Consider the following 18,169-nt stretch of genomic DNA (forward strand, 5'->3'; position numbering starts at 1 on the left):
AGACAACGACGTGCCATTACGCCTGTTTCACTTCTCGTGCCATGCCGATGTGCGGGATACCATCTTCGTCATAAACGTCGGTAACCGGCGTAAAACCAAAATGGCCGTAGAAGGGTTGCAGGTGCGCCTGCGCGCCCAGGTATAACGCCTTGTCCGGCCACTGTTTCCGGCACGCATCCAGCGTTTTTTCCATCAGCTGATAGCCGAGTTTTTCGCCCCGTGCTTTGTTGCTGACAATGACGCGACCTATCACGACGGGCTCAAAATCGTCCTCGCTTTTCAGAATCCTCGCATACGCCACCAGCTCGTTATCCTTCCAGCCGAGAATATGACGGTTTTCCCCTGTGAGATCATCACCGTCGATATCCTGATACGGACAGGTTTGTTCAACCACAAACACTTCGCAGCGCAGTTTGAGCAGCGCGTAGAGCGACTGAACGGTGAGCTCACTATGGTGTAAATCTTGCCACTGGATCATCTCTTTCTCCTTCCTGGGGTTCATCACGTTATACTAAACCCCTCCCCGTTCGGCAAAGGGCTGATTGCATTATGGAACTGATTTTTCTGGGGACGTCTGCTGGCGTGCCAACCCGATCACGAAATGTGACCGCGATACTGCTGGATCTTAAACATCCCACCCGTGGCGGGCTATGGCTGTTTGACTGTGGTGAAGGGACACAACATCAGCTTTTACATACCGCTTATCACCCCGGCAAGCTGGATAAAATTTTCATCACTCACCTGCATGGCGACCATCTTTTTGGCCTTCCCGGTTTGCTTTGCAGCCGCTCAATGGCCGGTAATGCCAACCCGCTGACGATTTATGGGCCTGCGGGGATCCGGGAATTTGTTGAAACCGCGCTACGCCTCAGCGGCTCCTGGACCGACTATCCGCTTGAGGTCGTTGAGATTACCGAAGGCCTGGTTTTCGACGATGGGGATTATCAGGTCACCGCCCGACCGCTTAATCATCCGGTGGAGTGCTATGGCTACCGCATTGAGGAACACGACAAACCCGGCGCGCTGGATGCCGCCGCGCTCATCGCCGATGGCGTAAAGCCTGGACCGCTGTTCCAGCGCCTGAAGCACGGACAGCACGTTACGCTGGAGGACGGGCGCATCATCAACGGCCAGGATTATCTCGCCGCACCTCAGCCGGGCAAAAAACTGGCCATTTTTGGTGACACGGCACCGTGCCCTGCCGCCGTTCAGCTTGCTCAGGGCGTGGACGTGATGGTGCATGAAGCCACGCTGGAGACGGCGATGGAAGAGAAAGCCAACAGTCGGGGCCATAGCTCAACGCGTCAGGCGGCGCTGCTTGCCCGTGACGCAGCTGTCGGCAGGCTCATTATCACCCATGTCAGCTCGCGTTACGACGCGCGGGGGTGCGAAAGCCTGCTGGCAGAGTGTCGGGCGCTGTTCCCGGAATGTGAGCTGGCCGAAGATTTCGCTAAGGTCAGCGTTTAGCCCTTCATTTTTCCCTCAGGATGCCGATAACGATTAAAAGGCCAGCATTTCTCTCGAGGGTAGAATGGATAATTTCCAGAAAGATATTGATGACAGGGCGAATCTGACCCTGTCGAACCGTTTTGAACTGTTGCTGTTCCGTCTTGGCACCTCTCTGAACGACAACAAATCCGAGCTGTTTGGTATTAACGTTTTCAAGCTGCGCGAAATTGTACCGATGCCGGAGTTCACGAAACCTGCCGGCATGAAGTCTCCGCTGATGGGGATGGTGAATATTCGCGATCAGGTGATCCCGGTGATCGATCTGGCCGCCGTGGCGGGCTGTAAACCCACCACCGGGCTGAACATCCTGCTGATTACCGAATATGCCCGCAGCGTGCAGGCGTTTGCCGTGGAGTCGGTTGAGAACATCATGCGTCTGGACTGGAAGCAGGTGCACGCGGCGGAAACTGCCGTCAGCGGGCGCTACATCACCAGTATTGCCTGCCTGGACGAGAAGGCCGATACCAACGAACTGGCGATGGTGCTGGACGTTGAGCAGATCCTGTATGACATCACCCCGGCGAACCACGACCTGCACGCCACGAATCTGAAGACCACTAAATTCAACATCAAGCCGGGTTCTGTGGCGATTGTGGCGGAAGATTCCAAAGTGGCGCGCTCGATGCTGGAGAAAGGTTTGCAGGCGATGGAGATCCCGGCGCAGCTGCATATCACCGGCAAAGATGCGTGGGAAAAAATTAGCCTGCTGGCCGCTCAGGCGCAGGCCGAAGGTGTGCCGATCACCGATAAGATTGCCCTGGTGCTGACCGACCTCGAAATGCCGGAGATGGACGGTTTTACGCTGACGCGCAAAATCAAAACCGACCCGGTACTGAAGGATATTCCGGTGGTGATCCACTCTTCCCTTTCCGGCAACGCCAACGAAGACCATATTCGCAAGGTGAAGGCGGACGGGTACGTGGCGAAGTTTGAGCTGAACGAGCTGTCGTCGGTGATTGAAGAGGTGCTGGATCGCTCGATGAAGAAGATTGATGGGCCGTTGATTAGCCGCAAGCAGCTGGCTTAGGTCTGGTGCGGGCTGGTGCGGGCTGGTGCCCTCACCCCGGCCCTCTCCCACAGGGAGAGGGAGAAAACCATAAAAAAAACCCGCCGAGGCGGGTTTTTTGTTTTTACATCAACGGCATCGCTCGCTGCACGATATCAATCAGCGGCTGCGGATAGATACCGAAGATCAGCACCAGCAGGGCTGAGATAAGCACTACGATACCACCGGCGCTGTACTGCCAGTTAGATGGCGCATCGCGGTTGAGCTGCTGAGGCGCGCTCAGGTAGAGGCTCACGGCAACGCGCAGGTAGTAATAGAGACCAATCGCGGAACCGATAACCACACCGGCAGTCAGCCACCACAGGTGTGCCTGCACACCGACGGCCAGCACGTAGAATTTACCGATAAAGCCCAGCGTCATCGGGATACCCGCCAGAGAGAGCATCATCACGGTCATCACCGCGGACAGGATCGGACGGTGCCAGAACAGACCACGGTAAGAGAACAGTGAGTCGGCATCCGGGCCACGGTATGGGCTGGACATCAGGCTCACCACGCCGAAGGCGCCGAGGCTGCTGAACAGGTAACCGGCCAGATACACGCCCACGGCTTCCATCGACATTTCACCGCTCTGCAGCGCAATCAGCGCCACCATCAGGTAGCCCAGATGAGAGATGGACGAGTAGCCCAGCAGACGCTTGATGTTGGTCTGGCTCAGCGCCATCAGGTTACCGAAGATGATGGAGACGAACGCGATGATGCCCAGCACCACGCGAACCGCTTCACTGTCACCCACCGGCGCGTACAGGAACAGACGCATGACCACACCGAAGATAGCGATTTTGCTCGCTGTCGCCAGGAAGGTCGACACCGGCGCAGGCGCGCCCTGGTATACGTCTGGTGTCCACAGGTGGAACGGAACCAGTGAGAGTTTAAAGCCAAGGCCTACAATCATCATGCCCAGACCCGCCAGCAGCAGCGGCTCGTGGAGCATGCCGTCGCCGAGGCTCTTGCCGAGCGCCATGAAAGAGAGGTTACCGGACTGTGCGTACAGCAGCGCAATACCAAACAGCAGGAACGAGGACGCAGCAGCAGACAGGATGGTGTACTTGATGCTTGCTTCCAGAGAGCGCTTTTGACGGAAGGCGTAACCAATCAGACCGAACAGCGGCAGAGAGATCAGCTCAATACCGAGGAACAGCGCGGCCAGATGGTTAGCATTCGCCAGCAGAATGCCGCCCAGCGCGGCAATCAGAACCAGCAGATAAAACTCTTCTTTGTTGTCGTTGTAGCCTTCGAGCCATGGGTACGCAAAGGTACAGGTCGCCAGGCTCGCCAGCAGCACCAGACCGGTGTAGAGCATGGCATAGCCGTCAACGCGCATCAGCGGCGTGACGTCCATCGCACCGCCCTGGCCAACAAACCAGAGAGAGACTAACGCGGCGTTCAGGCCGATGACCGACAGCGTGGCATTCAGGAAGTGATTGCGTCGCCACGCAATGGAGAGCATCACAACCACCACCGTCAATCCGACGATCAGCAGCGGTAGCAGCGCAATCAGTTGTTGTGGAGTTATTGTCATGGCGATTTACGGCCTTGTAGTAGAAGCAGAATTAACAAACCACTGCTGGATGTTGCCCATCGCACTGTGCGAGGTATCCAGAATCGGCTGCGGGAAGAAGCCCAGCAGCACCAGCAGTACGACCAGCAGCAGGATGATGAACAGCTCACGCAGCGACATCCCCGGCAGTTCTTGTGCAGCAATTTCGCTCTTCGCTTTACCGAAGTAAGCGCGGTGCAGCATCGCCAGCGAGTAGACGGAAGCGAACACCAGACCAAAGGTGGAGATCACGGTGATCACCGGCACCACTTTGAAGCTGCCGAACAGAATCATAAATTCGCCGACGAAGTTACCGGTGCCAGGCATCCCCAGGGTGGCAACCGCGAAGAACATGGAGAGCGCTGGCAGCCATTTAATTTTGCTCCACAGACCGCCCATCATGCGCATGTCACGCGTGTGCAGACGTTCGTACAGCTGACCACACAGGATGAAGAGGCCGGCAGCGGACAGACCGTGCGCAATCATCTGGATCACCGCGCCCTGGTACGCCAGCTGGCTGCCGGTGTAGATGGCAATCAGCACGAAGCCCATGTGGGAAACGGAGGTGTAGGCAATCAGACGCTTGATGTCGTACTGCGTGAAGGCCATCCAGGCACCGTAGAAGATACCGATCACACCGAGCCACATGGCAATCGGGGCAAACTCAGCGGACGCATTCGGGAACAGCGGCAGCGCGAAGCGCAGCAGACCGTAGGCCGCGGTTTTCAGCAAGATGCCCGCCAGGTCAACGGAACCCGCAGTGGGTGCCTGAGAGTGCGCGTCTGGCAGCCAGCCGTGCAGCGGAACCACCGGCATTTTCACCGCGAATGCGATGAAGAAGCCCAGCATCAGCAGGTATTCAACACCGTGCGACATCGGGGTTTTCAGCAGATCTTCGTAGTTGAAGGTCCAGATGCCCGTCGCGTTATGGTGAACAAACACCAGCGCCAGAATGGCAATCAACATCACCAGACCGCTCGCCTGGGTGTAGATGAAGAACTTGGTCGCCGCCGTGATACGCGTTTTACCGTCGGAAGCCTTGTGGCCCCAAAGCGCGATCAGGAAGTACATCGGCACCAGCATCATCTCCCAGAAGAAGAAGAACAGGAACATGTCGATGGCAAGGAACACGCCGATCACGCCGCCCAGGATCCACATCAGGTTCAGGTGGAAAAAGCCCTGGTATTTTTCGATTTCTCGCCAGGAGCAGAGTACCGCCAGAACACCGAGCAGACCGGTCAGCACCACCATCAGCAGCGACAGACCGTCAATCGCCAGGTGGATGGTGATACCGAAACGTGGGATCCAGGGCAGGATGAACTCAGACTGCCACTGCGGGATGCCCGCAGACTGGGTCAGTGAGTAACCGCCCTGCAACCACAGTTGCAGGCCAAGCGCGAGCGTCAATCCCATGGTGATCAGCGCGATCCAGCGCGGCATCTTCACGCCAAAGCGTTCAGTCTGCCAGCACAGGAAGCCGCCGATGAAGGGAATTAATATTAGCCAGGGTAGTAACATGGCGATTTACATTCCTTTTTAAGGCCCCCAGCAGGGGCCTGATTTTCAACGAATTCGAATAAAATTCACTTAACGATCAACGCAACACCATCAGCAGCGCCAGCACGACAACCGCACCGATGCTCATGGACGCCACATACCAGCGCAGGTAACCGTTCTCGCTGTACAGCAGGCCTTTACCTGCAAAGCGGGAGAGGATCGCCGGGATATTCATCAGGCTGTTCAGTGGGTCGCGCTTCAGCAGCCACGCGATGCCCAGGAACGGCTTAACGAAGATCATGTCGTACAGCCAGTCGAAGCCCCACGCGTTGTACCACCAGGTGCCCAGCAGACGGCCAGGCGCGCTGTTGGCAACGGCGGTCACCAGCGTGCGTTTGCCCAGCCACAGCCATGCCGCAATCAGGATGCCCGCAATAGCGACCACACCGGAGGTGATTTCAAGCGTCAGAACGCGACCGTGCTCAAGCTCGGTGGTGTCTGGCAGTACGCCCTGCAGCGGCGGCACAATCATTGCGCCAACGAAGGTGGACAGTACCAGCAGCACAATCAGCGGCAGGTGGTGGGTAATCCCCTTCCCTGCGTGAGCGTGAATTTGTTCTTTACCGTGGAATACGATGAAAATCATACGGAAGGTATACAGGGAGGTCATGAATGCACCGACCAGACCCGCAACCATCAGATTGATATGACCATTCGCCATGGCACCCGCAAGGATTTCGTCCTTACTGAAGAAGCCCGCGGTGATCAGCGGCAGTGCCGCCAGCGCCGCGCCGCCCACCAGGAAGCAGACATACACCAGCGGAATGGACTTACGCAGTCCGCCCATCTTGAAGATGTTCTGCTCGTGGTGGCAGGCCAGAATCACCGAACCGGATGAGAGGAACAGCAGCGCTTTAAAGAACGCGTGCGTCATCAGGTGGAAAATGGCCGCGTCCCACGCCTGAACGCCCAGCGCCAGGAACATATAACCAATCTGGCTCATGGTGGAGTACGCGAGAACGCGTTTGATGTCGGTCTGTACCAGCGCAGCAAAGCCTGCCAGCACCAGCGTGACCGCACCGACGATACCCACCAGATGCAGAATTTCCGGGGTCATCAGGAACAGGCCATGGGTACGCGCAATCAGGTAGACACCGGCGGTGACCATGGTCGCGGCGTGGATCAGCGCGGAGACAGGGGTTGGACCCGCCATCGCGTCGGCCAGCCATGTCTGCAACGGCAGCTGTGCGGATTTACCCACAGCGCCACCCAGCAGCATCAGCGTTGCCCACCACAGCATGTTGTTGCCTGCAGCGGAGTGCGCTGGCGCCAGTTCCACCATTTCGCGGAAGTTCAGCGTGCCCAGTTCGTTGTAAAGAATGAACAGCGCGAAAGCGAGGAAGACGTCACCCACGCGGGTCACGACGAACGCTTTCATGGCCGCTGCACCATTCTTCGGATCGGTGTAGTAGAAGCCAATCAGCAGGTAAGAACACAGACCCACGCCTTCCCAGCCCAGATACATCAGCAGCAGGTTATCGGCCAGCACCAGAACCACCATGCTGGCGATAAACAGGTTGGTGTAGGCGAAGAAGCGGGAGTAACCCTCTTCACCGCGCATATACCAGGAGGCGAACATGTGGATCAGGAAGCCAACGCCGGTGACCACGGAGAGCATGGTCAGCGAGAGGCCGTCCAGCACCAGGTTGAAGCCGATGTTGAAATCACCGACCGACATCCAGGTCCACAGCGGCACGCTGAACGGCTGACGTCCGTTGTTAAAGAAGTCGATCCCCGCATACGCTGTGACCAGCGCAGCCAGACCGATTGAGCCAATGCCCACGGTCGCAGACAGATTCTCAGACCAGCGGCCACGAGAAAACGCCAGCAGCAGGAAGCCAATCAGCGGAAAAATAATGGTTAAGGCAAGCATGTTCATCCACGCAACTCACTTACTGAATCGATGTTCAGATTCTGGCGGCGACGATGGAGCTGCAGCAACAGCGCCAGGCCAATACTCGCTTCGGCAGCCGCGAGGCTGATGGCGAGAATGTACATCACCTGACCATCGGTCTGGCCCCAGTAGCTTCCGGCGACCACGAAGGCCAGCGCGGAGGCGTTAATCATGATTTCCAGACCGATCAGCATAAACAGCAGATTGCGGCGGATAACCAGACCGGTCAGACCCAGAACGAATAAAATCGCAGCGAGGATCAGTCCATGTGTTAAGGGGATCATGCGCGCTCCTCCGTTTTTCTTTTCGCGCGGTCGTCAGTGCGGTTGCTCAGCACCTCGCCAGCACGCTCTTCGCGACCAACGTGGAAAGCAACCACCAGGCCTGCCAGCAGCAGCATAGAGGCCAGTTCCACCGCCAGAACGTATGGGCCAAAGAGCGTGATACCCACCTCTTTAGCGCCGATCGGCGTGCCGTCGATGCCCTGATCGTTCACGCCCAGAATGGCGTAAACAATCACAACCAGCATGATGGCCGACAAAATTGCCGGGCCAATCCACACCTGCGGTTTTAACCACTGACGTTCCTGCTCAATTTCAGAGCCGCCCAGGTTCAGCATCATCACCACGAACACGAACAGCACCATAATGGCCCCGGCGTAGACGATGATTTCCAGCGCACCGGCGAAGTGCGCGCCCAGTGCGAAGAACACCCCGGAGATAGCCAGCAGCGAGATGATTAAGTACAGCAGCGCATGCACCGGATTGGTGTGCGTAATCACTCGCAGCGTAGCCAGGATGGCGATAAGGCCACAGATATAAAAAGCGAATTCCATTGCCCTCTCCTTACGGTAACAGGCTCTTGACGTCGATAGGCTTAGCTTCGTTCTCTGCTTCGCCCTTATCTTTGCCGTCGATTGCCATACCCGCCATCCGGTAGAAGTTATATTCCGGGTATTTGCCCGGACCGGAAATCAGCAGATCCTCTTTCTCGTACACCAGGTCCTGACGCTTGTACTCACCCAGCTCGAAGTCTGGAGTCAGCTGAATCGCCGTGGTTGGGCACGCTTCTTCACACAGACCGCAGAAAATGCAGCGTGAGAAGTTGATGCGGAAGAACTCAGGGTACCAGCGGCCATCTACCGTCTCTGCTTTCTGCAGAGAGATACAGCCGACCGGACACGCTACCGCACACAGGTTACAGGCAACGCAGCGCTCGGAACCGTCCGGGTCGCGCGTCAGCACAATACGACCACGGTAGCGCGGCGGCAGATATACCGGCTCTTCCGGGTACATTCGGGTTTCGCGTTTGGCAAACGCGTGCAGGCCGATCATCCAGATACTGCGTACCTGGGTACCGAAGCCTACCAGTAATTCTTTTAAGGTCATGGTCTATAGCCCCTTATGGCTGCTGCCAGAGAATGACAGCTGCCGTTACCAACAAGTTGACGAGCGTCAGCGGCAGGCACACTTTCCAGCCGAAGGACATTACCTGGTCATAACGTGGACGCGGTAACGCTGCGCGAATCAAAATGAACATCATCATGAAGAACGCGGTTTTCAGCGCGAACCAGATGAACGGCGGTAAGAACGGGCCATGCCAGCCACCAAAGAACAGCGTTACCATCAACGCGGAAATGGTGACGATACCGATGTACTCGCCCACGAAGAACAGACCGAACTTCATACCGGAATATTCGATGTGGTAACCGTCGGCCAGTTCCTGTTCGGCTTCTGGCTGGTCAAACGGGTGACGGTGACACACTGCCACGCCCGCGATAGCAAAGGTAATAAAACCAAAGAACTGCGGGATAACGTTCCAGATGTCAGCCTGGTTGTTGACGATGTCGGTCATGTTGAATGAACCGGCCTGCGCCACCACGCCCATCAGGGAGAGTCCCAGAAACACTTCGTAGCTCAGCGTCTGCGCGGAAGCACGCATCGCACCCAGCAGCGAGTATTTGTTGTTACTGGACCAGCCTGCGAACAGGACCGCGTAAACCGCGAGGCCTGCCATCATCAGGAAGAACAGAATGCCGATGTTCAGGTCAGCGACCACCCAGGTCGGGCTAACGGGAACGATAGCAAATGCCAGCAGCAGCGAGGTGAAGGCGATCATCGGCGCCAGCGTAAAGATCACGCGGTCCGAGAAGCGCGGGATCCAGTCCTCTTTAAAGAACATCTTGATCATGTCCGCGACCAGCTGGAGTGAACCACCCCAGCCCACGCGGTTCGGTCCGTAACGGTTCTGGAACAGACCGAGCAGACGACGTTCACCGAAGCTCATGAACGCGCCGCAGGTGACCACCACCAGCAGGATAACAATCGCTTTCAGAATGCTCAGCAGGATGTCGATAAGATCCGGCGTTAACCAACTCATGCTTTTGCCTCCTGCAGATTATCAAGACGCGCACCCGCCAGAACCGGCGCGATGCCTGGCATACCCATCGGCAGACCCACCTGCCCTGCTGTCAGACTTTCAGAGATAATCAGCGGCAGGCTGATGGTCTGGCCGTCATAGCTAAAGGCAATATTCGCACCCGCGTTAACGCCAAGCTTTGCGGCATCCGCCGGGTTGAGCTTGATGTACGGCTGCGGCATACGGGTCTGGAAGACAGGTGAACGCTGGGACAGCTCGTCGCTACCGAACAGATGGTAGTACGGCGCAATACGCCAGCTACCGTCCTGGGCCTGGAAGCTTGCTGGCACGGTCGTGAAGAAATCCAGACCGGTTTCAGACGCTTCAATCAGACGCACGCCCGGATCGCCGTGGCGCAGGGAACCGCCCACTTCAGCCTGGAACTTGTTCCACGCCTGCGGGGAGTTCCAGCCCGGAGCCCATGCGAACGGGATTTGCGAACGCGGCGCAGACGGCTGGTTGTTCCCTTCCATTGAGAAGGCGAACATGGTGTCTTTATCCTGCGGCTGACGCGGTTCGTGTACGCTGATGTTGGCACGCATTGCGGTACGGCCACTGTAGCGGTGCGGTTCACGTGCCAGTTTCTGGCCGCGAATACGGAAGCTTGCTTCAGGGGCTGCATCTTTAATGCCCGCCAGCTGAGGCAGTTTTTCCACCACCGCGTCGATAACGTGGTCAAGCTGCGTCCAGTCCACTTCACGGCTCTGTACGGTGCTGTGCAGGGAGTGCAGCCAGCGCCAGCTTTCCAGCATCACGGTGTTGCTGTCGTAGTACGCCGGATCATAGACCTGGAAGAAACGCTGTGCGCGACCTTCGTTGTTGATAACGGTACCGTCACTTTCTGCGAAGCTTGCCGCAGAGAGCACCAGGTGTGCTTTGTCCATGATCGCGGTGCGCTGATGGTCGATGACCATGACCAGCGGCGCTTTGGAGAGCGCGGCGTCAACGCGAGCGGCGGAAGCATGGCGATGCAGGTCATTTTCCAGCACCACAACGGCATCCGCAGAACCAGACTCCAGTTCGCTTAACGCCGCTTCCAGCGAGCCGCCGCCAATCATACCCAGACCAATGCTGTTCACCGCACGGGCAATCATGGTCACACCAACATCTGCACCACGGCCTTTCAACGCTTTCGCCACGTTAGCTGCCGCCTGAATGATCTCCGCGCTACCGGCGTTGGTACCGGAAATAATCAGCGGTTTCTTCGCACCAGCCAAAGCCTGAACAATCACGTCAACCTTGTTTTGCAGATCGCGATCCAGTTCAACGGCGGGAGAGTTGTTGTCCAGCGCGTGGGCGATGGCAAAGCCAAGGCGTGCCTGATCTTCAACCGGCGCGCAGTAGGTCCACGCAGCGATATCGTCCAGACGGGTGTTGTCGACGTTGGTCACAAACAGAGGATGCTTCGCACGCTGACCGATGTTCAGGATCGCCGCAATCTGCCAGTCAGCCACTTTCTGCGCCGCAGCCATTTCACGTGCTTTTCCTTTCACCGCCTGACGAACCGCCAGAGCCGCGCGTGCGCCGGTCTGAGTCAAGTCTTCACCCAGCACCAGAACCGCATCGTAGGATTCAATTTCGCGCAGCGCAGGGGTATGAATACCGCCTTCACGCAGCACTTTCAGAACCAGCTGCAGACGTTCCTGCTCGCCCTCGGCGATGCCGGTATAGAAGTTATCCGCGCCAACCAGCTCGCGTAGCGCGAAGTTGCTTTCGATGCTGGCGCGCGGGGAGCCGATACCGATCACTTTCTTCGACTGACGCAGAATATCTGCCGCGCCCTGCATCGCCTGCTCAGCGTTCAGGGTAATGACGTCATCGCCACGGCGCTGAACCGGCTGACGCGGACGGTCTTTCAGGTTCACATAGCCATAGCCGAAACGACCGCGGTCGCACAGGAAGTAGTGGTTAACGGTACCGTTGTAACGGTTTTCGATACGACGCAGTTCGCCGTAACGCTCACCCGGGCTGGTGTTACAGCCGAGGGAACACTGCTGGCAGATGCTAGGCGCAAACTGCATGTCCCATTTACGGTTGTAACGCTCGGAGTGGGTTTTATCCGTGAATACGCCGGTCGGGCAGATTTCTACCAGGTTACCGGAGAACTCGCTTTCCAGCGTTCCGTCTTCCGGGCGACCGAAGTAGACGTTGTCATGCGCGCCATACACGCCCAGATCCTGACCGTCTGCGTAGTCTTTGTAGTAACGCACGCAGCGGTAGCAGGCGATGCAGCGGTTCATTTCGTGAGAGATGAACGGCCCCAGATCCTGGTTACGGTGGGTACGTTTAGTAAAGCGATAGCGACGGAAGCTGTGACCGGTCATTACGGTCATATCCTGAAGGTGGCAGTTACCGCCCTCTTCACAGACCGGACAGTCGTGCGGGTGGTTGGTCATCAACCACTCCACCACGCTTTCGCGGAACTGTTTGGCTTCTTCGTCATCAATCGAAATAAAGGTGCCTTCGGTGGCTGGCGTCATACAGGACATCACCAGGCGACCACGCGTGTCTTCCGCGTTTTGATATTGCTTCACCGCACACTGGCGGCAAGCACCGACGCTGCCCAGCGCCGGATGCCAGCAAAAGTACGGAATATCGAGGCCAAGAGACAGACAAGCTTCCAGAAGGTTGTCCGCCCCGTTGACTTCGTATTCTTTGCCGTCTACATGAATCGTAGCCATTAGCATGCTTCCAGTTGGCTCGGTCGTAACCGAGCGTTAATCAAAATTCTGTCTTTACCAGCGTGCTTTCAGCAGGTTCGGCTGAATCCCATTGATAGAATGGGTATTGCTGAACGGCTGCTTGATGCCTGCTTCGAATTCGTCGCGGAAATATTTAATCGCGCTCTGCAGCGGCTCGACGGCACCCGGTGCGTGGGCACAGAAGGTTTTACCCGGGCCAAGGAATCGACACAGTTGCTCAAGTGTCTCGATATCGCCCGGCTGACCTTCGCCGCGTTCGATAGCACGCAGGATCTTCACGCTCCACGGCAGTCCGTCACGGCAAGGTGTACACCAGCCGCAGGACTCGCGGGCAAAGAACTCTTCCAGGTTACGCACCAGCGAAACCATGCCGATCTCGTGGTCGACGGCCATCGCCAGCGCCGTACCCAGACGGCTGCCTGCTTTACCAATGCTTTCGAATTCCATTGGCAGGTCAAGATGGGCTTCGGTCAGGAAGTCTGTCCCTGCCCCACCCGGCTGCCAGGCTTTGAATTTCAGGCCATCACGCATGCCGCCAGCGTAGTCTTCAAGAATTTCGCGTGCGGTGGTACCGAACGGCAGTTCCCAGACACCCGGGTTTTTCACGCGACCGGAGAAGCCCATCAGCTTGGTACCGGCATCCTTACTTGAAGAGATGCCCTGATACCACTCCACGCCGTTGGCGAGGATAGCCGGAACGTTACACAGGGTTTCAACGTTATTGACGCAGGTCGGTTTACCCCATACGCCGGAGCTTGCCGGGAACGGTGGCTTGGAACGCGGGTTCGCGCGGCGGCCTTCCAGGGAGTTAATCAGCGCGGTTTCTTCACCGCAGATATAACGCCCTGCACCGGTGTGCACGAACAGTTCGAAGTCAAAACCCGTGCCCAGGATGTTTTTACCCAGCAGACCGGCTTCGGTGGCTTCGGCAATCGCACGACGCAGGTTTTCCGCCGCTTCGATGTACTCACCGCGCAGGAAGATATAGCCACGGTACGCTTTCAGCGCAAACGCGGAGATCAGCATGCCTTCCACCAGCAGGTGCGGCAGCTGTTCCATTAGCAGGCGGTCTTTATAGGTGCCCGGCTCCATTTCATCAGCGTTACACAGCAGGTAACGGATGTTCATGGATTCGTCTTTCGGCATCAGGCTCCACTTCAGACCGGTGGAGAAACCTGCTCCGCCGCGGCCTTTCAGGCCCGACTCTTTCACCGCGTTAACGATGTCGTCCGGCGCCATGCCGCCAAGGGCTTTACGCGCACCGGCATAGCCGTTTTTGCTCTGGTATTCGTCAAGCCATACCGGCTGTTTGTCATCACGCAGACGCCAGGTCAGCGGATGCGTCTCAGCAGTACGAATTACAGTTTTCATTTGTACTGCTCCAGCAGGTCAGGAATCGCTTCCGGCGTCAGATGGCTGTGAGTATCCTCATCAATCATCATGGTCGGCCCCTTGTCGCAGTTACCCAGGCAGCAGGTTGGCAGCAGAGTAAAGCGACCATCGAACGTGGTCTGGCCCGGCTTGATATTGAGTTTCTTCTCAATGGCAGCCTGAATGCCCTGATAACCGGTAATGTGGCAGACCACGCTGTCACAGTAGCGGATCACATGGCGGCCCACCGGCTGACGGAAGATCTGGCTGTAGAACGTGGCTACGCCTTCTACGTCACTGGCCGGAATACCCAGCACTTTTGCGATCGCGTAGATCGCCCCATCCGGCACCCAACCACGCTGTTTCTGTACGATTTTCAGCGCTTCAATGGACGCCGCACGCGGGTCTTCGTAGTGGTGCATCTCGTGCTCAATGGCGGCACGCTCTGCGTCACTCAGCTCAAAAGCCTCGGTTTGTGGTTGTTGATTCTCGTGCATAATTAGCGGTCCACATCTGACATAACAAAATCGATACTACCCAGATACACAATCAGGTCGGAGACCAGACTGCCGCGAATGGCGGACGGGATCTGCTGCAGGTGCGCAAAGCTCGGCGTACGCACGCGGGTACGGTAGCTCATGGTGCTGCCGTCACTGGTCAGGTAGTAACTGTTAATACCCTTGGTCGCTTCAATCATCTGGAAGGATTCTTGCGCCGGCATGACCGGGCCCCAGGAAACCTGCAGGAAGTGAGTGATCAGGGTTTCGATATGTTGCAGCGTGCGCTCTTTCGGTGGCGGCGTGGTCAGCGGGTGATCCGCTTTGAACGGGCCTTCCGGCATATTGTTGAGGCACTGCTCAAGGATGCGCAGACTCTGGCGCAGTTCTTCCACTTTCAGCATCACGCGGGTGTAGCAGTCGGAAACACCGCCGCCCACCGGGACCTCAAAGTCGAAGTTCTCATAGCCAGAGTAAGGACGGGCTTTACGCACGTCGAAATCAATACCGGTCGCACGCAGACCTGCACCTGTCGTCCCCCACTCCAGCGCTTCTTTTGCGCCGTAGGCAGCAACGCCCTGGGAACGGCCTTTCAGGATGGTGTTGCGCAGTGCGGCTTTCTCGTAAGAGGCCAGACGTTTCGGCATCCAGTCGAGGAATTCACGCAGCAGACGATCCCAGCCGCGCGGCAGATCGTGTGCCACACCGCCGATACGGAACCAGGCCGGGTGCATACGGAAACCGGTAATCGCTTCCACCAGATCGTAGATTTTCTGACGATCGGTAAAGGCGAAGAAGACCGGGGTCATCGCGCCGACGTCCTGAATGAACGTGGAGATGTACAGCAGGTGGCTGTTAATACGGAACAGTTCTGACAGCATCACGCGAATCACGTTAACGCGATCCGGCGTAACGATACCCGCCAGTTTCTCAACGGCCAGCACGTAAGGCATTTCGTTGACGCAACCGCCCAGGTACTCGATACGGTCGGTATACGGAATGTAGCTGTGCCAGGACTGACGCTCGCCCATCTTCTCAGCACCACGGTGGTGGTAACCGATGTCAGGAACGCAGTCGACAATCTCTTCGCCATCAAGCTGAAGAATAATACGGAATGCACCGTGCGCAGACGGGTGGTTCGGACCGAGGTTGAGGAACATGAAGTCTTCGTTTTCGGTACCGCGCTTCATGCCCCAGTCTTCCGGCTTGAAGGTCAGCGCTTCCATCTCCAGATCCTGCTTGGCTTTGGTCAGCTCAAACGGGTCGAATTCGGTTGCACGTGCCGGGTAGTCTTTACGCAGCGGGTGGCCGGTCCAGGTCTGCGGCATCATGATGCGCGTCAGATGTGGGTGGCCGTCGAAGGTCATGCCGAACATTTCCCAGGTTTCACGCTCATACCAGTTCGCGTTCGGGAAAAGTTTGGTGATTGTCGGCAGATGCATGTCGTTTTCAGACAATGCCACCTTGAGCATGATATCCGTGTTGCGGTCTATTGAGATCAGGTGGTAGAAAACGGAAAAATCCGCAGCAGGGAGACCCTGGCGGTGAGTACGCAGACGCTCATCCATGCCGTGTAAGTCAAACAGCATGACGTAAGGTTTTGGCAATTTCTTGAGGAAATCGACCACTTCCAGTAATTGTTCACGCTTCACCCAAACAACGGGTACCCCGGTGCGGGTCGCCTGAACGGTAAAGGCATCCGGCCCAAAACGGTTGCGCAGTTCGCCAATGACGGGGTCATCCAGATGATCCCGTGTCTGCCATGCGGCTTCTTGCGCGGTTAAGTCGGTCATATTGTTCACCATTGCAAATGGTCCGTGGTGACTGTTAAGCCTGGCTTCGCGCTATTTGAGTAGTGATATGCGAAGGTGTTCTCCAGGCCCACAGGCGCAAATTAAATTTCGTCAGGCGTACGCAGGTTGGTGACGGCAATACGTTCACCACGTTTACGCTCGCGCTCAGATTGCATGTTCGCGCGGTAGACACCCTGATCGCCAACAACCCATGAAAGCGGACGACGCTCTTTACCGATAGACTCCTGCAGCAGCATCAGCGCCTGCATATAGGCTTCTGGACGCGGCGGGCAGCCCGGGATGTAAACATCCACCGGAATGAACTTATCAACGCCCTGCACAACGGAATAAATGTCGTACATGCCGCCAGAGTTTGCACATGCGCCCATGGAAATAACCCATTTTGGCTCCAGCATCTGGTCATAAAGACGCTGAATAACAGGTGCCATCTTGGTAAAGCAGGTACCGGCTACCACCATCAGGTCAGCCTGACGCGGGGATGCACGCAGTACCTCGGCGCCAAAACGCGCAACGTCATGCACCGCAGTGAATGACGTCACCATTTCAACGTAGCAGCAAGAAAGGCCAAAGTTGTAGGGCCAGATAGAGTTCTTACGACCCCAGTTGACCATATCGTGCATGGCATGTTCGAGTTTGCCCATGTACACGCTTTTGTTGACTTCTTGCTCCAGGGGGTCGGTTACGATCTCCTGTTTTTGCAGGGGGTAACGGTCATTCTCACCGTTAGGATCTATGCGGGTGAGCGTATAATCCATCTTATTGCCTCGCTGTTACTGCTGACGATTAGAGATACTGTTTTCCGGGTTGATGTGTTCACGACGTGAACGCACAGGCGTCCAGTCAAGCGCGCCAATACGCACCAGATAAACCAGACCGGCCAGTAACACTAAAATGAAAATTGCGGCCTCGACAAAGCCCACCCAACCACTTTCGCGGATGGAGGTCGACCATGCGAACAGGTAGAGCGCTTCCACGTCGAAGATGACGAAGAACATCGCTACCAGATAGAACTTGGCAGACAGGCGTAAGCGAGCGGAACCTACTGAATCAATACCTGATTCGAAAGGTGTGTTTTTGTGCCTTGCACGGGCGCGACCGCCCAGGAACCAGCCGCCGACTAACATCAGGCAGCACAGGCCAATGGCTACAATAAGAAAGATTGCGAATGCCCAGTGATGAGCGATGACTTCTGTGGATGTTGACATACTCATTGCTTACTCATCAAAAGTGATACCGACGACACTGCTCTTGCTGGCAGATAGGCATCACATCGATTCATGGGGAGGAACAAATAACCTTACACTAACTGTCTGAAATGAGACGTAGACAGCAAAATGATGGGGTTTTTTACTCCTTTCTATAACCTTTTGTCAACTTTAACAAAGGTTTCTTCACATTAAATTACATCGAGCGATTCTCATTAACATTTGGTGCCCTTTAACCCTGGTGGGTACATGACTTTCCGTCAAATGCAGGTTGTTGAATCGTGTCCGTTTTGGAAGTAAAAAAAATAACCCTCCTATTTTGACAGGATTTGCCAACGATTCCTCCCCCCAAATAGGAGTATTTTCTTGATCTGAGACACGCTTTTGTTAATTCAACCAAAAAACCAGCAACATATTTGCTGTTTTTTTAACATCGTTAGGTTATGGATGAAGTTAGAACTGAAAACGAACAGAATTTAAGCAAAAGCATTTATGACATTGATAAATAGACCCTATTTATGAAGCCCCTTCGTCAAACAGGGATAATATTGACAAAAAAAAGCCACTGCGTGCGAAAACGACACGAGTGGCTTTTT

At 56.2% G+C, this 18,169-nt stretch carries 16 protein-coding genes; 2 read left to right on the forward strand and 14 right to left on the reverse strand.

Features of this window, described 5'->3' with window-relative positions; translation table 11 throughout:
• Window positions 1-16: 16 nt before the first annotated feature.
• Window positions 17-478 carry a GNAT family N-acetyltransferase gene (locus tag ABFI50_RS02375; protein WP_023338569.1) on the reverse strand — a complete coding sequence of 154 codons (462 nt, stop codon included), beginning with the start codon at window positions 476-478 and terminating at the stop codon, window positions 17-19.
• 71 nt (window positions 479-549) lie between these two features.
• Between ABFI50_RS02375 and rbn the strand changes: the two genes are divergently transcribed.
• Both rbn and ABFI50_RS02385 read left to right on the forward strand, forming a co-directional pair.
• The gene (gene rbn, locus ABFI50_RS02380) at window positions 550-1,467 is read left to right on the forward strand and encodes a ribonuclease BN (RefSeq protein ID WP_180262435.1); all 918 of its coding nucleotides are present in this window, start codon (window positions 550-552) and stop codon (window positions 1,465-1,467) included.
• 64 nt (window positions 1,468-1,531) lie between these two features.
• Window positions 1,532-2,536: a chemotaxis protein gene (locus ABFI50_RS02385; RefSeq protein WP_014884631.1), complete on the forward strand. Its 1,005-nt coding sequence runs from the start codon at window positions 1,532-1,534 to the stop codon at window positions 2,534-2,536.
• Window positions 2,537-2,639: 103 nt separating this feature from the next.
• Here the strand turns inward: ABFI50_RS02385 and nuoN are convergent, their stop codons facing one another.
• From nuoN to nuoA, 13 genes are all read right to left on the reverse strand, one after another.
• Window positions 2,640-4,097 carry an NADH-quinone oxidoreductase subunit NuoN gene (gene nuoN, locus ABFI50_RS02390; RefSeq protein WP_014884632.1) on the reverse strand — a complete coding sequence of 486 codons (1,458 nt, stop codon included), beginning with the start codon at window positions 4,095-4,097 and terminating at the stop codon, window positions 2,640-2,642.
• Window positions 4,098-4,103: 6 nt separating this feature from the next.
• Window positions 4,104-5,633 (reverse strand): NADH-quinone oxidoreductase subunit M, encoded by a 1,530-nt coding sequence (gene nuoM / locus ABFI50_RS02395; protein WP_014884633.1) that lies wholly within the window; start codon window positions 5,631-5,633, stop codon window positions 4,104-4,106.
• 76 nt (window positions 5,634-5,709) lie between these two features.
• Complete coding sequence (gene nuoL / locus ABFI50_RS02400; RefSeq protein ID WP_347485261.1) at window positions 5,710-7,551, reverse strand: NADH-quinone oxidoreductase subunit L; 1,842 nt, start codon at window positions 7,549-7,551, stop codon at window positions 5,710-5,712.
• Window positions 7,548-7,850 carry an NADH-quinone oxidoreductase subunit NuoK gene (nuoK, locus tag ABFI50_RS02405; protein WP_003861496.1) on the reverse strand — a complete coding sequence of 101 codons (303 nt, stop codon included), beginning with the start codon at window positions 7,848-7,850 and terminating at the stop codon, window positions 7,548-7,550. The genes nuoL and nuoK overlap by 4 nt, the downstream gene beginning before the upstream one ends.
• The gene (gene nuoJ / locus ABFI50_RS02410; protein WP_008500212.1) at window positions 7,847-8,401 is read right to left on the reverse strand and encodes an NADH-quinone oxidoreductase subunit J; all 555 of its coding nucleotides are present in this window, start codon (window positions 8,399-8,401) and stop codon (window positions 7,847-7,849) included. Before nuoJ ends, nuoK begins: the two co-directional genes overlap by 4 nt.
• Window positions 8,402-8,411: 10 nt before the next feature.
• Entirely contained in the window at window positions 8,412-8,954 is a 543-nt protein-coding gene (gene nuoI, locus ABFI50_RS02415; protein WP_003861491.1) for an NADH-quinone oxidoreductase subunit NuoI, read from the reverse strand.
• Between the two features lie 13 nt (window positions 8,955-8,967).
• Complete coding sequence (nuoH, locus tag ABFI50_RS02420) at window positions 8,968-9,945, reverse strand: NADH-quinone oxidoreductase subunit NuoH (protein WP_008500211.1); 978 nt, start codon at window positions 9,943-9,945, stop codon at window positions 8,968-8,970.
• Window positions 9,942-12,665: an NADH-quinone oxidoreductase subunit NuoG gene (gene nuoG / locus ABFI50_RS02425; RefSeq protein ID WP_347485267.1), complete on the reverse strand. Its 2,724-nt coding sequence runs from the start codon at window positions 12,663-12,665 to the stop codon at window positions 9,942-9,944. The genes nuoH and nuoG overlap by 4 nt, the downstream gene beginning before the upstream one ends.
• Before the next feature lie 54 nt (window positions 12,666-12,719).
• Window positions 12,720-14,057, reverse strand: coding sequence for an NADH-quinone oxidoreductase subunit NuoF (gene nuoF, locus ABFI50_RS02430; RefSeq protein ID WP_003861487.1), 1,338 nt, complete (start codon window positions 14,055-14,057; stop codon window positions 12,720-12,722).
• Window positions 14,054-14,554 carry an NADH-quinone oxidoreductase subunit NuoE gene (nuoE, locus tag ABFI50_RS02435; protein WP_014884636.1) on the reverse strand — a complete coding sequence of 167 codons (501 nt, stop codon included), beginning with the start codon at window positions 14,552-14,554 and terminating at the stop codon, window positions 14,054-14,056. Before nuoE ends, nuoF begins: the two co-directional genes overlap by 4 nt.
• Before the next feature lie 2 nt (window positions 14,555-14,556).
• A complete protein-coding gene (gene nuoC / locus ABFI50_RS02440) occupies window positions 14,557-16,359 on the reverse strand; it encodes an NADH-quinone oxidoreductase subunit C/D (protein WP_014884637.1) in 1,803 nt (600 codons plus the stop codon).
• Window positions 16,360-16,448: 89 nt separating this feature from the next.
• Window positions 16,449-17,123 carry an NADH-quinone oxidoreductase subunit NuoB gene (gene nuoB, locus ABFI50_RS02445; RefSeq protein WP_003861482.1) on the reverse strand — a complete coding sequence of 225 codons (675 nt, stop codon included), beginning with the start codon at window positions 17,121-17,123 and terminating at the stop codon, window positions 16,449-16,451.
• A 15-nt stretch (window positions 17,124-17,138) separates the two neighbouring features.
• The gene (gene nuoA / locus ABFI50_RS02450) at window positions 17,139-17,579 is read right to left on the reverse strand and encodes an NADH-quinone oxidoreductase subunit NuoA (protein WP_014071109.1); all 441 of its coding nucleotides are present in this window, start codon (window positions 17,577-17,579) and stop codon (window positions 17,139-17,141) included.
• Between the last annotated feature and the right edge of the window lie 590 nt (window positions 17,580-18,169).

Origin of the sequence: Enterobacter sp. HNDS-6 (assembly GCF_039850505.1) — a bacterium.
Lineage (GTDB): Bacteria > Pseudomonadota > Gammaproteobacteria > Enterobacterales > Enterobacteriaceae > Enterobacter > Enterobacter kobei.

Bases quoted from the DNA above. Each gene is read 5' to 3' on its own strand.
- ABFI50_RS02375 (WP_023338569.1), bottom strand. From the start codon at position 478: ATGATCCAGTGGCAAGATTTACACCATAGTGAGCTCACCGTTCAGTCG.
- ABFI50_RS02385 (WP_014884631.1), top strand. From the start codon at position 1,532: ATGGATAATTTCCAGAAAGATATTGATGACAGGGCGAATCTGACCCTG.
- nuoH (WP_008500211.1), bottom strand. From the start codon at position 9,945: ATGAGTTGGTTAACGCCGGATCTTATCGACATCCTGCTGAGCATTCTG.
- nuoJ (WP_008500212.1), bottom strand. From the start codon at position 8,401: ATGGAATTCGCTTTTTATATCTGTGGCCTTATCGCCATCCTGGCTACG.
- nuoN (WP_014884632.1), bottom strand. From the start codon at position 4,097: ATGACAATAACTCCACAACAACTGATTGCGCTGCTACCGCTGCTGATC.
- nuoK (WP_003861496.1), bottom strand. From the start codon at position 7,850: ATGATCCCCTTAACACATGGACTGATCCTCGCTGCGATTTTATTCGTT.
- nuoA (WP_014071109.1), bottom strand. From the start codon at position 17,579: ATGAGTATGTCAACATCCACAGAAGTCATCGCTCATCACTGGGCATTC.
- nuoE (WP_014884636.1), bottom strand. From the start codon at position 14,554: ATGCACGAGAATCAACAACCACAAACCGAGGCTTTTGAGCTGAGTGAC.
- rbn (WP_180262435.1), top strand. From the start codon at position 550: ATGGAACTGATTTTTCTGGGGACGTCTGCTGGCGTGCCAACCCGATCA.
- nuoM (WP_014884633.1), bottom strand. From the start codon at position 5,633: ATGTTACTACCCTGGCTAATATTAATTCCCTTCATCGGCGGCTTCCTG.
- nuoB (WP_003861482.1), bottom strand. From the start codon at position 17,123: ATGGATTATACGCTCACCCGCATAGATCCTAACGGTGAGAATGACCGT.
- nuoI (WP_003861491.1), bottom strand. From the start codon at position 8,954: ATGACCTTAAAAGAATTACTGGTAGGCTTCGGTACCCAGGTACGCAGT.
- nuoL (WP_347485261.1), bottom strand. From the start codon at position 7,551: ATGAACATGCTTGCCTTAACCATTATTTTTCCGCTGATTGGCTTCCTG.
- nuoG (WP_347485267.1), bottom strand. From the start codon at position 12,665: ATGGCTACGATTCATGTAGACGGCAAAGAATACGAAGTCAACGGGGCG.
- nuoF (WP_003861487.1), bottom strand. From the start codon at position 14,057: ATGAAAACTGTAATTCGTACTGCTGAGACGCATCCGCTGACCTGGCGT.
- nuoC (WP_014884637.1), bottom strand. From the start codon at position 16,359: ATGGTGAACAATATGACCGACTTAACCGCGCAAGAAGCCGCATGGCAG.